This window comes from Arthrobacter sp. SLBN-122, assembly GCF_006715165.1.
Classification (GTDB): domain Bacteria; phylum Actinomycetota; class Actinomycetes; order Actinomycetales; family Micrococcaceae; genus Arthrobacter.
On sequence record NZ_VFMS01000001.1, the window covers coordinates 1,540,554 to 1,553,282 of the forward strand.

A 12,729-nucleotide genomic window follows, 5' to 3' on the forward strand; every position below is an offset into this window, starting at 1 on the left:
CTTACTGAACAGTATGTACTGGACCGTACTTACTGAACCGTGGCCGTCAGCCGGGCCACGTTGTCCACATACCGTGCAGCGAGCGGCCTGTTGAGCCAGTCCGCCAGCTTCAGCTCGTGGGAAATGTCCCGGTAGGTGTCCTCCACCGCCCGCATCTTGTTCACGATGTCCTCGCCCAGAAGCATCACCGACACCTCCAGGTTCAGCGAGAACGACCGCATGTCCATGTTGCTGGAGCCCAGGACGGCCACTTCGTCGTCGATGGTGAAGTGCTTGGCGTGCAGCACGAACGGCGCCTTGTACAGGTAGATCCGCACGCCGGCCTCCAGGAGCGCCTCATAATAGGACCGCTGCGCATGGTGGACCAGGAACTGGTCGCCCTTCTCGGACACGAACAGCTCCACGTCCACGCCGCGCTGCGCCGCGGTGGTGATGGCATAGAGCAGTGAATCGTCAGGAACGAAGTAGGGGCTGCAAATGGAGATCCGGTGCTGCGCGGAGTAGATGAGCGTGTTGAAGAGCCGGAGGTTGTTTTCGGTGATGAACCCGGGACCACTGGGCACCACCTGGGCCGTGACGTTGCCGGGTTCGGGGTTCGACGGGAGCTGCAGCTGGTGCTCCAGGGACTCGTCGGTCTCGGTCAGCCAGTCAGTGGCAAAGACGACGTTCAGGGTGGTCACGATGGGGCCGCGGAGGCACGCCATCAGTTCCACCCATTCGCGGCCCGCCTTGCGGTGCCGCGGGTTGTTATAGGAAGGCTCGATCAGGTTCTGCGAGCCCGTGAACGCGACTTCGCCGTCCACCACCAGGATCTTGCGGTGGTTGCGCAGGTCCGGCCGGCGCCACTGGCCGTGGATGGGCAGCAGCGGCAGCATCCGCTTCCACTGGATCTTGCCGGCCTTGAGGCGCTTCAGCAGCTTCCGGTATCCCTTGATGCGCAGCGTTCCGATGTGGTCGAAGAGGAGCCGCACTTCCACGCCGCGTTCGGCGGCCTCCTCAAGGGCGGTGAGCAGGTCGTTGGTGACATGGTCAGAGCTCATGATGTAGAACTCCGCATTGACGAATTTCTTCGCCTTCCGGACGGCGTTCGTCATGTCCAGGATGGAGTCCGGGTAGCCGGGGATGAGCTCAACGGAATTGTTGTCCACCATGGGCAGCGAACCCAGGGTGCGGTTGAGCTCAACGGCGGACTTCACCCACTCCGGGCCCGGATAGTCGCTTTCGGCATCCGCGAGGGCGGTGATGCCGGCCCGCACCCGGTCGTTGACTTGCTGCTGCTGCGCGCGGCGGCGGCTGGAGAGCTGGAAGTTGCCGAACAGCAGGAACAGCACAATGCCCACGAACGGGATGAAGAAGATCCCCAGCAGCCAGGCCATGGCGGTGGTGGGCCGCCTGTTGCCGGGGATGATGCCCAGCGCCAGGACCCTGATGACAAGGTCCGCGAAGCCCAGGAGCACCACAACCCATGTCGGCGCGGTGCCGGCAAGCGAAAAAGGCCACAACACGTCAATAACTCCCGGGGAAATTGGGCTCCCGGAGGACGGTTTCCGCCCGGGGCACTCTGCCCAGCTTATCCGCGGCACCGCACTAAGCTGGTGCCATGAGCTCTCCAGCCCCCGTGGTTCTCGTTTTCCTTGACCCTGCCTACCCCGACGGCAGGGCGGCCGATGCCTCCAAGCCCCAGCTGCTGGTCACGGACCTTGGCGTCACGCGCGGCGACGGCGTCTTCGAAACCATGCTGGCAGTCGGCGGGACGGTACGGAAAATGCAGGCGCACCTGGACCGGCTTGCCGGATCTGCAACTGCGCTGGACCTGGACATCCCGGACCAGGACGCATGGCGGCGTGCCATTGCGGCTGCCGTGGCCCGGCATCGGTCGGAGAACCCGCCGGCAGACCCTTCGGCAGATGAACTGGTGGTCAAACTGGTGGTGACCCGCGGCGTGGAGGGCGCGCCCACCCCCACCGCGTGGGTCCAGGCCTCCCCGGCCGGTGCTGCCGGCCGCCGGCAGCGGGAAACGGGCATCGATGTCATCCTCCTTGACCGGGGCTACGACAGTGACGTGGCCGAACGGGCGCCCTGGCTGCTCCTGGGGGCTAAGACGCTCTCCTATGCCGTCAACATGGCGGCGCTGCGCCACGCGCACAAGCAGGGCGCCGACGACGTCATTTTCACGTCATCTGATGGTCGCGTCCTGGAAGGGCCCACGTCCACAGTGCTGCTGGCGCATGTGGAAAAGTCCGACGACGGCACAACAGTCAAGCGCCTCATCACGCCGCAGCTGGACAGCGGCATCCTGCCCGGAACCTCCCAGGGTGCGCTCTTCGCTGCAGCCAAGGCGGCAGGCTGGGAACTGGGCTATGGCCCGCTGGAGCCCCGCGACCTCCTGGACGCGGACGCGGTCTGGCTGATCTCCAGCGTCCGGCTGCTGGCACCCGTGAACCGGATCGATGGCAAGGAGATCGGCACTCCGTCTGTCCAAAAGGAACTGACCACTGAATTGAACGGGCTCTTCGCCGGGATTCGTTAGGCCCCGACAGGCCGCGGCCGGCCCTTTTCCCCTCCTTGCATCACCCGTAAGGTGTGCACCATGGACTCGCAAAAGCTGCCGATCGAAAACCTGTCCTTTGACGACTGCTGGGATCTCCTTGCCAATGACATCGTGGGCAGGTTGGCCATTGTTGTGGACGGACATCCGGAGATCTTTCCCGTGAATTACGTTGTCCACCTGCGCAGCATCCTGTTCCGCACGGCACCCGGGTCCAAGCTCTGGGGCGCCAGGATGGAGCGGCCCGCCGCACTGGAAATCGACGGCTACGATCCCGCCACCGAACTGGCCTGGAGCGTGGTGGTGCGGGGCGATACCGAGATCGTCGAGGACCAGGCCGTCAAGGATGCCGTGGACGGCCTGGGCCTGGAGCCCTGGCAGCCGGGCGAAAAGGCAAATTACGTCAGGTTGAACGCCAAGGCACTGACCGGGCGCAGGTTCCAGGTGAACCGGCCGGACATCTGGAACACCCGCGCGCAGGACCGGCGCCGGGCGTCATTCGAATAGCGCCACTGCCATAACCCGCGCCTTTGGCACGGAGGCTGCTGTCACGCGCTGGAAGCTGCCACCTGCCGCGAGAGCTGCGTTTCCAGCCCGGACAGCAGGATGGTGAGTCCCTGGTCAAGCTCCCTGGCGCCGTCGTACTCTGCCAATGCCGGCGCCAGGGCACGGAGCCGGGGGAATTCCTTGGCGGGCAGGCGGTGGAGACCCAGGCGCAGCAGTACCTCGTTCTCTTCCGGGTCCACCACGTACTCCTGCAGTTCGTTCAGGATGTGCCCGTAGAGGAAGCCGTAGTAGGCGCGGTAGACATGGAGCGCATCCGCCGGTTCGAATCCTGCCGCCGCCAGCAGGGTCAGGATCTGCTCCAGCGGCCGCAGCGTGCCCAGCGGGCGCAGCCCCAACGGCGTGGACAGCGGCCGGGTCACCAGCAGGGGGACAACGTTGGGATGCTCGAGCGCCAGCATCCGCAGATCATGGGCGATGTTCCGCAGCTGGGCCTTCCAGTCCGGGTCCTCGGGATGCACCGGGAGCTGGTCAAGGACCAGCTCCGAAACCCCGTCCAGGAGCGCAGCCCGGTTCTCGGCATAGCGGTAGAGGCTCATGGGGTCCCGGCCAAGCTCCTGCCCCAGGCGCCGCATGGTCAACGCGTCGAGCCCTTCTGCATCAACCAGCTCGAGGGCCTTGGCCAGCACGGTTTCCCTGCTCAACCTTGCCTTGACAGGTGTGCGGCCTGAAGCACGCGGGGCATCCATGGCATTGTCCTAGCTGTGGGGGTGGTGTCCCGAATAAATCGAGACGGTTGCATCACTTGTAGTCTACTAGTACAGTCTACAGCGTAGACAGGCGCTGACAACGCTGAGGCCCACTGCATTTCAGGGGGACTCAACCTATAAATCCGATGGCCACGTGCAGGACATTGGTTTTGCTGCTGTAGCCGAACGGCGGCGCCGAGCACTTAGCGAAGGGGAGCCATCATGGCACATTCGCAGTTCGATCTCTTTCTCAACGAAGCCACCTACCCCGACCACGCCTCAGGTTCCAGCCTGGACCGTGACCGCCTCTACGGGCTGTACACCAGCTGGTGCTTCATCAACCAGCAGTCGCCCGGCACCGAGGACAGCTTCTGGTCAGCCATGAAGCACCGGATTTCGCCCCGCCGCAACGGCCTTCGCATGAAGGGTCCTGCCGCTGCGGACTACATCCTTACCAGCTACCCCGGACTGGTCTGAGCCCTCCCGGTTTTAGCACAAGGCCACCGGACAACCAGTGGTACCTGATTAAATGCTGTGGCACACCGTGCCGCAGCATTTTTCATGCCCGCCCTGGCTGGCAACAGGGCGGCAGCCCGGGCTGGGCCGGCGCTAGGTAGGGATGATCCGGAACAGGAACCTGGTGCGGACCATCATCCAGAGCAGCGCCAGGACCACGGCGTAGGCGGCGGTGTTCAGGAAGATGCTTTGCTGCTGCAGCGCCGGAATATTGGCCACGACGGCGATCAGCACCACGTGCATGATGAACACGTAAAGCGTGGCCCGGCCCAGCGGAACCAGGAACCAGCCCAGGAGCCGCTCCACCGGTTTCCAGTAGGCGCTGAGGAACGCGTAGGACGCCACCACCAGGACCAGGACGTTGAGCAGGCGGCCCGGGGCCAGGTATGTGCGGGAGAAGAAGGCGTCGTACATGGCCCGGTAGGAGGCGTCCGGCAGGAGCGCCAGGCGGACATCGTAGCTGTTGGCCAGGTACGGGTTGCCCCAGGACAGGAAGGCCAGTGCGAACGCGGCCGCGGTGCAGGCCACCACTATCACGGCGTGCGTGGACAGCCACGCCGTGATGCGGCGCCGGTGGTAACCCGCAACCAGCCCGAGCACGAACAGCACCTGCCACACCAGCAGCGGGAAGGAGTCCTCGAACTGCGAGGGCAGGATCCGCAACCTTGTCACAGCCCCCGCCGCATATACGCCGAGCGTCGCAACCAGCACCCAAATGGCCTTGCCGCGGTTCAGCGCCGCGAGGATCAGCGGGCTGGCCAGCAAAAGCACCACATAGAGCCCCATGACATTGAACTGCCAGGGCCCGAACTGCAGCAGCACGATGGCCGGGAGCACTTGGGGCGGGACGGGGAACTGGAACAGCGATGACATGCCGGCGTACAGGTCGTAGGTCCGGCCGGATCCGGTATGCCCGGCTCCACCGGTTCCCTGGTCAACGAATGTGGTCAGGGCCTCGGTATGGAAGAACGGGAGCAGGGACAGGAGGAAGACGCCGATCAGAACAGCCAGTGCCGTCAGGTAGAGCTTGCCGGCGCGGCGCGTGGTGAGGTCCACTACCCGTCCGAAGTCCTCCTTGGCCCTGGGCCCGTACACCATGCCCACCACCAGGCCGGAGAACAGGACAAACAGTTCGGCGCCGGACACAAAGCCCACGGCCTCCTGGGTGACCAGCTGGAACAGCGAGGCCATGCCCAGGTGGTTCACCACCACGAAGACGATGGCCACTCCGCGCAGCAGATCCACGCGCGAATCCCGGGTGGAGGGATCCCGGTAGCTCCAGGCCGTGGCAGCGTTGATCCGGCGGGGAACCTGCCACAGGGCCGCCAGGAGGATCACCATGGCGGCAGCGACAGACCAGGCGGCGGCCCCCGGGAGTGTGTTGGCCCTGACGTACGTGCTTCCTGAGGCCACGTCGGAGACGGGACCGGTGGCGATTGGTGCTGCCTTCAGTCTCTCCAGGGCCGCTTTGGCGATCTCCGGCTGGCCGGTGAGCAGCCAACTGATGCTTGCCACGCCGGTATCCCTGGTGCTGGTGCGCTCGTCCCAGACCACGGCGGCAGTCCCGGCAAAACCGGAGGAGGTGGCAGTTGTTACCACCTGGTCCCACCAACCGGCTTTGATCTCCGCCTCGGACGGCCCGCCCGAGGCCGGGCTGTAGAAAGCCGCGGTCTGGAGCAGGAAGGGCTTCCTGTGCCCCTCCGAGTAGGTGCCGTAGAAGTTTTCGTTGCCGGAATCCGTCAGCATCTCCTGGAGTTCGCCGGCCCGGGGCAGGGTGTTGGCGGCGGCACCTCCGGCGGTGTCATCGTGATAAGCAGCCAGCCCCACCCAGTCCACGGCGTCATCGCCCGGGTAGTACGGCGCGTAGGCGCTGTCGCTTCCGTCCCAGGCCCCGTCACTGTTCGTGTCCAGGAGGGAAAAGCCTTCACTTCCCGGCTGCGGCGCATCGCGGTTGCGGTCGAAGGGGTAGTCCTTGCCCAGGTAGGGCGCCCACACCATGGCGGCCGGGCCGCCGTCGTACTGCCTGAACGCTGCCGCAACCGCCTGGAAGGCCTCACGGTAGGCGGCAGGTTGCTGGCCCCAGGACACCCAGCTTGAGTTCATGTCCGGGGCAAACCGGATCAGCAGCTGCCCCTTGAAGCCGGCGGCGAGGCCGCGCACCTGCTTGGCGAACGCTTCCGCCTCCGGAGCGCCGAGCTGGTCCAGCGGCACCGATGGCTTTACCGTGAGCAGGGCGTGGGTGCCTTCGGCTCCGGCCTGCTGAAGGAAGCCATCGATGTCATTCCGTTCCGAATCGCGGTACGGAATGGTGATGTCATGGCCGAAGACGGCCGGGCGGGCGCCCAGCCTGCCGCTGAAGCCTGCGGCGGTGTCCTCGCCCCATTCGAGCACGGCACCAAGCCAGGGCTTTCCCTTCTCCGGAGCAGCCTCCGCCGCATGCGACGGAGCAGCGGCCAGCAGGACCATGAGCCCAATGAGGGCCGCAGCCAGAAACGCGCAGATCGGGTGCCGATGGTTCCGGCGGGTTGCGGCGTGGTGGTGCGATGTGACTGCACGCATGGTGAGAAGTCCCCCGGTACTCATTGCCCTGATGACGCCGGCGGCGCCCCGGTAAGAACTTTATCGGCCCGGCGGCTGCTGACAGCGCGCGGCAGGCCGCCCACCTGCGGTGATGTCCGGCGTCGGACCGTCCCCGGGCGCTGCAACTTCCCTCGCCGCAGCTCAATTACGGAACATGACGACGGCGGCCGTGCGGCCCGGCGCGGCAGGTGTTACGTTTTTGGGGAGTAATGAGTACCGGTGTGAAGCCCTGACTGGCCGGTCGGCAACCCTCCCTTTCGCGGCGGGGTGCCTCAGGTGAATACTCGGCATATCGACCGATTCGAGCTGCAAGCGTGAAAGAAGGAGATCCGTCGTGTCCGACGCACCCGCCCCTGACGAAAAATTGTCCTACCGCCTGATCACAGGGCCGGACGACCGCTCATTCTGCGAACGGATCTCGGCTGCGCTGGCTGACGGTTACGTCCTGCACGGCAGCCCGGCAGCCACCTTCAACGGCAGCAGTGTCATCGTGGCGCAGGCAGTGGTCCTTCCGGCAGCCATCGCCTCCGCCGACGCAGCGGTGGCCACCGCAGTGGATCAGCTGGACGCAGAATTTGAGGGCGAGTTCGACGGCGAGGGCCACGCATGAGCTACGCGGGAGATCTCACGCCCCAGGAAGCATGGGCAAAGCTGGAGCAGGGAGCCATCCTGGTGGACGTCCGCACCGAGGGCGAATGGGCCCACATCGGCATCCCGGACACCAAGGCCACGGACAACGATCCCCTCTTCATCCAGTGGACCTTCCCCGGCGGCATCCCCAACCCGGACTTCGTGAAGGACCTCAAGGAGCAGGCGCCGGAGGACCCCTCCGCTGAACTGGTGTTCCTGTGCCGGTCCGGCGCCCGTTCGGTTGCCGCTGCCACCGCCGCCACGCAGGCCGGCTTCACCTCCTACAACGTGCTGGAGGGCTTTGAAGGCGAGCCGGACCGCTACGGTGAGCGCACCGTCAACGGCTGGAAGAACCGCGGCCTGCCCACCAACCTCGGAAAGAACTAAGTGAGCTTCAATCAAGACGCCCCGGGATGGAGCCCTGACACCCAGGCTGTCCGCGGCGGGCTGGACCGCACCAACTTCCAGGAAACGTCCGAGGCCATCTTCCTGAACTCCGGCTTCGTCTACGAATCCGCTGCAGCAGCTGAACGGGCCTTCACCGGCGAAGACGAGCGCTTTGTCTACTCCCGCTACGGCAACCCGTCCGTGGCTACTTTCCAGGAGCGGCTCAGGCTGCTGGAAGGGACCGAAGCGTGCTTTGCGACGGCGTCGGGCATGTCCGCAGTGTTCACCGCCCTGGGTGCCCTGCTGGCTGCCGGGGACCGGGTGGTGGCCGCCCGTTCGCTCTTCGGGTCCTGCTTTGTGATCCTGAACGAGATCCTCCCGCGGTGGGGCGTGGAGACCGTCTTCGTGGATGGTCCGGACCTGGACCAGTGGCGCGAGGCCCTCTCCCAGCCCACTACCGCCGTCTTCTTCGAATCCCCGTCCAACCCCATGCAGGAGATCGTGGACATCGCCGCGGTCAGCGAGCTTGCGCACGCCGCCGGGGCCACCGTGGTGGCGGACAACGTCTTTGCCACTCCCCTGCTGCAGCGCTGCGGCGACCTGGGCGCGGACGTGATCGTCTACTCGGGAACCAAGCACATCGACGGCCAGGGCAGGGTGATGGGCGGCGCCATCCTGGGCACCAAGGAGTTCATCGACGGCCCGGTGAAGCAGCTGATGCGCCACACCGGGCCGGCACTCTCTGCGTTCAACGCCTGGGTCCTCACCAAGGGCCTGGAGACCATGAGCCTGCGGGTAAGCCATTCCTCTGCCACCGCCCTGCGGCTCGCGGAGTGGCTGGAGGAACAGCCCGCCGTGAGCTGGGTGAAGTATCCGCTGCTCAAATCCCACCCTCAGTATGAGCTGGCCGCAAGGCAGATGAGCGCCGGCGGTACCGTCCTCACCCTTGAGCTCGCCTCCACCGGCGGACGCTCCGGCAAGGAAGCGGCCTTCGCCCTGCTGGACGGGCTGCGGATCATCGACATCTCCAACAACCTCGGCGATTCCAAGTCCCTGATCACGCACCCCGCCACCACCACCCACCGCGCCATGGGGCCGGAGGGACGTGCCGCCATTGGCCTCACTGACGGTGTGGTCCGGCTTTCCGTGGGCCTTGAGGATGTTGACGACCTGATCGGCGACCTGGAACAGGCCCTGAAACAGATCTAGCCGGGCGGGGAATGGTCCGTCCGGACTTCCAGCTGGACCTGCACGCTGTCACCGTCCTTGAGGTGCGCCTTGTCCCTGACTTCCTTCTTGACGGGCAGCAGGTACGACGCGCTTTTGCTGTCGCGGAACAGCGACGTCTGCCACGCATGGCCGTCCACCTTGGCCTGGACTTTGACGGAGCCGAACGCCTTGCTTGCCCCTGCCGTTAGAGCGCGGACGTCATCCGCCACCTCTGCCGGCAGGGTCACGAAGTGCCAGCCGGCTTCGCCCGGGTACAGCCACAGTTCGGCATTAAAGGAATACGACGGCGTCACGCGCCGAGTATGGCACGCCACCCCCGCAGGTGCCACAGATTTCGCCGGTGTGGCTATGAGCCCGCTGGAACCTAAAGTGTGGGCTTCGTCGTCTGCTGCTCTGAAGGAAGTGAAACCAAGGCGAGATAACGCATTACCAGGGCCGCTGAAATCAGCGCTGCCGAGAACGGCAGGCAACCCTGGGCTGCCAGAACATAGATTTGCGTCAAGGCGAAGAAAAAGCCGTTGGAACCGTTCAACGTATAGGTTCCGATCGTCTGCATAAACGTATTTGAGAACAACAGGATCAACAGGCCCACCGCACCCAGGATGATTCCCGCCCACAAGGTGCGCCGATACAACATCGACTTCGCGTTTTCCACCAATTCAATCCCCCAATTACAAGAGCAGCCCATGCCACCGATAACCCACCTAAGCACGGGCTGCAACGCTCGACAAGGCTCGGGGAAATCGGGCCGGCTGTCCCTCAAGACTGGCGGACGCGCAGCAATTCGGGCGTGGCCTCCACATCTGCAAGATCCAGGGCATCGCGCATTGTGACGTGGACGGCCTGCCTGACCACCGCGCCGAAGCCCATGTCCTCCGGGGGCGGGCCTGCCAGGGCCTTTTCCCGGGCGCGCCGCTGCTCAGCGGCTCCTGTTCCGCGGGCGATGACATCCTCCACGCCCTGCCGGGCCAGGGCCAGCTCGCCCTGTTCAGCCAGGACGGGAGCCAGGTAGTCCACCAGTGAGCGCACCACGTCCGCGGCCGGCGCGGGTCGGAAATTGCCGAAATCCAGGAGTTCACCACTGAGGCCGGCGCTGCTGGCCTGCCAGGAGGCCATCCGTAAAAGGACAGTCGGAACCGGCGCGGGGTCCACGCCGTCCCGCCATTCCCTGCTGGCGGATTCCACCAGCGCCCGGACCAGCACGGCAATGAGCGCGGCGTCCTCGGCACGAAGGCACACGTCCGCCACGCGGACCTCCACCGTGGGGTGGTTGCGGGAAAGCCGGGCATCGAAATACAGCATGCCCTCATCGAGCATGACGCCGCTCTCCAGCAGCCGGGTGACAACCCGCCGGTAGGCAGCGTAGGTGCCATAAATACCGGCAGGTCCTGCGGTGGGCCACCGGTTCCAGGCCTGCGTGCGGTAGCTTTCGAAGCCGGTGGGAACGCCGTTCCAGAAGGGCGAATTGGCGCTTAGGGCCGTCAGCACTGCCAGCTTGTCCCGGATCCGGTCCAGGACCGCCACGCCCTCTTCGGGCGATTCGATAAAGGTGTGCACGTGGAAGCCGCAGGTCAACTGTTCCTGGGCGGTGAGGCCAAAGCGCTCCAGCATCCTTGCGTAGCGCGGGTCAGGAGTGGTGTGGGTGGTGGACGCCATCGGCGAGGTGGCCAGTGCCGCCACCCGGGCGCCGTGTCTCCTGGCGGACTGATCAGCCAGGGAGCGGCCCGCGCGGATCTGTTCGAGCAGGCTCCCGTATTCCAGGCACGGCCGGGTCTGCGTCTCGATCTGCTCAAGCTTCAGCTCGGCACTCAAGCCCATCTCGTCGTCGTAATCCGCCTGCTTTCCCGTGTGGTGGACCTCCGGGTCCACGGGAAGATCGTCGGCTGCAACGTGGTGGTTGGCCAGGAGGGCGTCGGCCAAGGCAAGGGGCTCCCCGGACTCCGGATCAACGATCAGGAGTTCTTCCTCCACGCCAAAAGTACGCATACCAACATTCTGCGATACTTGCCCGGCATTGAAAGGCCACCAGCGGTTCATGACGAACCGTGAATCCTAGTCCTGGAAGTACTCCACCTTGGCACCGATGGTGTTCAGGCGCTCGGCCAGGTCCTCGTAGCCACGCTCGATCACGTAGATGTTCCGCAGCTCGGACACGCCCCGCGCGGCGAGCATGGCCAGCAGCAGGCAGGCGGCCGGACGCAGCGCAGGCGGGCAGCCCACCTCGGCGGCGCGCCACTTGGTGGGTCCGTTGACGTAGATCCGGTGCGGATCCAGGAGCTGCACCTGCGCCCCAAGCCGGTTCAGCTCCGTCAGGTAGATCGCCCGGTTCTCGTACACCCAGTCATGGATCATGGTCTGGCCCTGCGCGTTCGCGGCGATGACCGCGAAGAACGGCAGGTTGTCGATGTTCAGCCCGGGGAACGGCATGGGGTGGATCTTGTCCTCCGGGGCACGCAGCGTGGAGGGCTTGGTGGTGACGTCCACCAGCCTGGTGCGGCCGTTGCGTGCCATGTACTCACCGGAGATTTCCAGCTCCTGCCCCATTTGGCCCAGGGTGGCCAACTCAATCTCCATGAATTCGATGGGCACCCGGCGCACCGTGACCTCGGAGTTGGTGACGATGCCGGCCGTGATAAGGCTCATGGCCTCAATGGGGTCCTCGGACGGGAAGTACTCAATCTCGGCGTCGATTTCGGGCCGGCCGGTGATCTTCAGGGTGGTGGTGCCCACACCCTCGATGGTGACGCCGAGCATCTGCAGGTAGAAGCACAGATCCTGCACCATGTAGTTGGGGCTCGCATTCCGGATCACGGTGGTACCGGGCCGGTGCGCCGCAGCCATGATGGCATTCTCGGTAACGGTGTCCCCGCGTTCGGTAAGGACGAAGGAGCGGTCGCGGGTATCGGCAGGAGGCGCCTGGACGGTGTAGAAACCTGAAGTGGCCTCCACCGAAAGGCCAAACTGGCGCAATGCCTGCATGTGCGGTTCCACGGTGCGGGTGCCAAGGTCGCAGCCGCCGGCGTACGGCAGCCGGTACTCCCGCGACTCATCCAGGAGTGGACCCAGCAGCATGATGACGCTCCGGGTCCTGCGGGCCGCGTCAACGTCCATGGCATCCAGGTCCAGGACGGCGGGACGGCGCAGGCGCAGGTCGGTGTCGTTGAGCCAGGTGCACTCCACGCCGATGCTGGTCAGCACTTCGACGATGCGGTTGACTTCCTCGATCCGGGCCAGCCGGCGGAGCACGGTGGTGCCGCGGTTGATCAGGCTGGCGCAGAGCAGGGCCACGCCGGCATTCTTGCTGCTGTTGACGTCCACGGCGCCGGACAGGGTGTGGCCGCCCTCTACGCGGAGATGCGTCATTTGCGGTTTGCCGACGTTGACAATGCTGCGGTCGAAGATGGTTTCCAGCCTCTGGATCATCTTCAGGCTCAGGTTCTGCTTGCCCTGTTCCATTCGGGCGACAGCGCTTTGGCTGGTGCCGAGTTCGGCGGCCAGTTGACCCTGGGTCCAGCCCTTCTCGGTGCGGGCGTCCCTCAACATGGCGGCAACGTGCTCAGCGGTTTCCTGCGTCATAAGCAAAAA

The 12,729-nt window shown here is 65.3% G+C and carries 13 protein-coding genes and 1 riboswitch; of the genes, 6 read left to right on the plus strand and 7 right to left on the minus strand.

Annotated elements, in window-relative coordinates; all coding sequences use genetic code 11:
• Positions 1–29: 29 nt before the first annotated feature.
• Entirely contained in the window at positions 30–1,505 is a 1,476-nt protein-coding gene (gene cls, locus FBY36_RS07260) for a cardiolipin synthase (RefSeq protein WP_442858233.1), read from the minus strand.
• A 95-nt stretch (positions 1,506–1,600) separates the two neighbouring features.
• Between cls and FBY36_RS07265 the strand changes: the two genes are divergently transcribed.
• Both FBY36_RS07265 and FBY36_RS07270 read left to right on the plus strand, forming a co-directional pair.
• Complete coding sequence (locus tag FBY36_RS07265; RefSeq protein WP_142118159.1) at positions 1,601–2,530, plus strand: aminodeoxychorismate lyase; 930 nt, start codon at positions 1,601–1,603, stop codon at positions 2,528–2,530.
• Between the two features lie 60 nt (positions 2,531–2,590).
• Positions 2,591–3,055: a pyridoxamine 5'-phosphate oxidase family protein gene (locus FBY36_RS07270; protein WP_142118161.1), complete on the plus strand. Its 465-nt coding sequence runs from the start codon at positions 2,591–2,593 to the stop codon at positions 3,053–3,055.
• Positions 3,056–3,096: 41 nt separating this feature from the next.
• Here the strand turns inward: FBY36_RS07270 and FBY36_RS07275 are convergent, their stop codons facing one another.
• Positions 3,097–3,801, minus strand: coding sequence for a TetR/AcrR family transcriptional regulator C-terminal domain-containing protein (locus FBY36_RS07275; RefSeq protein WP_142118163.1), 705 nt, complete (start codon positions 3,799–3,801; stop codon positions 3,097–3,099).
• A gap of 222 nt (positions 3,802–4,023) precedes the next feature.
• Between FBY36_RS07275 and FBY36_RS07280 the strand changes: the two genes are divergently transcribed.
• On the plus strand, positions 4,024–4,278 hold the full coding sequence (locus FBY36_RS07280; protein ID WP_142118164.1) for a hypothetical protein: 255 nt from the start codon (positions 4,024–4,026) through the stop codon (positions 4,276–4,278).
• A 132-nt stretch (positions 4,279–4,410) separates the two neighbouring features.
• Here the strand turns inward: FBY36_RS07280 and opgC are convergent, their stop codons facing one another.
• Positions 4,411–6,876, minus strand: coding sequence for an OpgC domain-containing protein (opgC, locus tag FBY36_RS07285; RefSeq protein WP_142118166.1), 2,466 nt, complete (start codon positions 6,874–6,876; stop codon positions 4,411–4,413).
• Between the two features lie 226 nt (positions 6,877–7,102).
• A riboswitch (SAM riboswitch) is annotated at positions 7,103–7,218 on the plus strand.
• A gap of 13 nt (positions 7,219–7,231) precedes the next feature.
• Between opgC and FBY36_RS07290 the strand changes: the two genes are divergently transcribed.
• From FBY36_RS07290 to FBY36_RS07300, 3 genes are read left to right on the plus strand one after another with little or no spacing between them, the layout of a single operon-like run.
• Positions 7,232–7,507 (plus strand): DUF1737 domain-containing protein, encoded by a 276-nt coding sequence (locus FBY36_RS07290; protein WP_142118168.1) that lies wholly within the window; start codon positions 7,232–7,234, stop codon positions 7,505–7,507.
• Positions 7,504–7,914, plus strand: a complete 411-nt coding sequence (locus FBY36_RS07295) for a rhodanese-like domain-containing protein (protein ID WP_142118170.1) — start codon at positions 7,504–7,506, stop codon at positions 7,912–7,914. Before FBY36_RS07290 ends, FBY36_RS07295 begins: the two co-directional genes overlap by 4 nt.
• Entirely contained in the window at positions 7,915–9,123 is a 1,209-nt protein-coding gene (locus FBY36_RS07300) for an O-succinylhomoserine sulfhydrylase (protein WP_142118171.1), read from the plus strand.
• On the opposite strand, the gene FBY36_RS07305 is transcribed toward FBY36_RS07300, so the two are convergent.
• From FBY36_RS07305 to FBY36_RS07320, 4 genes are all read right to left on the minus strand, one after another.
• The gene (locus tag FBY36_RS07305; protein ID WP_142118173.1) at positions 9,120–9,437 is read right to left on the minus strand and encodes a DUF1905 domain-containing protein; all 318 of its coding nucleotides are present in this window, start codon (positions 9,435–9,437) and stop codon (positions 9,120–9,122) included. The genes FBY36_RS07300 and FBY36_RS07305 overlap by 4 nt on opposite strands.
• 71 nt (positions 9,438–9,508) lie before the next feature.
• On the minus strand, positions 9,509–9,799 hold the full coding sequence (locus FBY36_RS07310; protein ID WP_142118176.1) for a hypothetical protein: 291 nt from the start codon (positions 9,797–9,799) through the stop codon (positions 9,509–9,511).
• A gap of 104 nt (positions 9,800–9,903) precedes the next feature.
• Positions 9,904–11,130 carry a glutamate--cysteine ligase 2 gene (locus FBY36_RS07315; protein WP_142118178.1) on the minus strand — a complete coding sequence of 409 codons (1,227 nt, stop codon included), beginning with the start codon at positions 11,128–11,130 and terminating at the stop codon, positions 9,904–9,906.
• A gap of 66 nt (positions 11,131–11,196) precedes the next feature.
• The gene (locus FBY36_RS07320) at positions 11,197–12,720 is read right to left on the minus strand and encodes a UDP-N-acetylglucosamine 1-carboxyvinyltransferase (RefSeq protein WP_142118180.1); all 1,524 of its coding nucleotides are present in this window, start codon (positions 12,718–12,720) and stop codon (positions 11,197–11,199) included.
• Positions 12,721–12,729: the final 9 nt, after the last annotated feature.

Bases quoted from the DNA above. Each gene is read 5' to 3' on its own strand.
- FBY36_RS07265 (WP_142118159.1), top strand. From the start codon at position 1,601: ATGAGCTCTCCAGCCCCCGTGGTTCTCGTTTTCCTTGACCCTGCCTAC.
- FBY36_RS07270 (WP_142118161.1), top strand. From the start codon at position 2,591: ATGGACTCGCAAAAGCTGCCGATCGAAAACCTGTCCTTTGACGACTGC.
- FBY36_RS07275 (WP_142118163.1), bottom strand. From the start codon at position 3,801: ATGGATGCCCCGCGTGCTTCAGGCCGCACACCTGTCAAGGCAAGGTTG.
- FBY36_RS07280 (WP_142118164.1), top strand. From the start codon at position 4,024: ATGGCACATTCGCAGTTCGATCTCTTTCTCAACGAAGCCACCTACCCC.
- opgC (WP_142118166.1), bottom strand. From the start codon at position 6,876: ATGCGTGCAGTCACATCGCACCACCACGCCGCAACCCGCCGGAACCAT.
- FBY36_RS07295 (WP_142118170.1), top strand. From the start codon at position 7,504: ATGAGCTACGCGGGAGATCTCACGCCCCAGGAAGCATGGGCAAAGCTG.
- FBY36_RS07315 (WP_142118178.1), bottom strand. From the start codon at position 11,130: ATGCGTACTTTTGGCGTGGAGGAAGAACTCCTGATCGTTGATCCGGAG.
- FBY36_RS07320 (WP_142118180.1), bottom strand. From the start codon at position 12,720: ATGACGCAGGAAACCGCTGAGCACGTTGCCGCCATGTTGAGGGACGCC.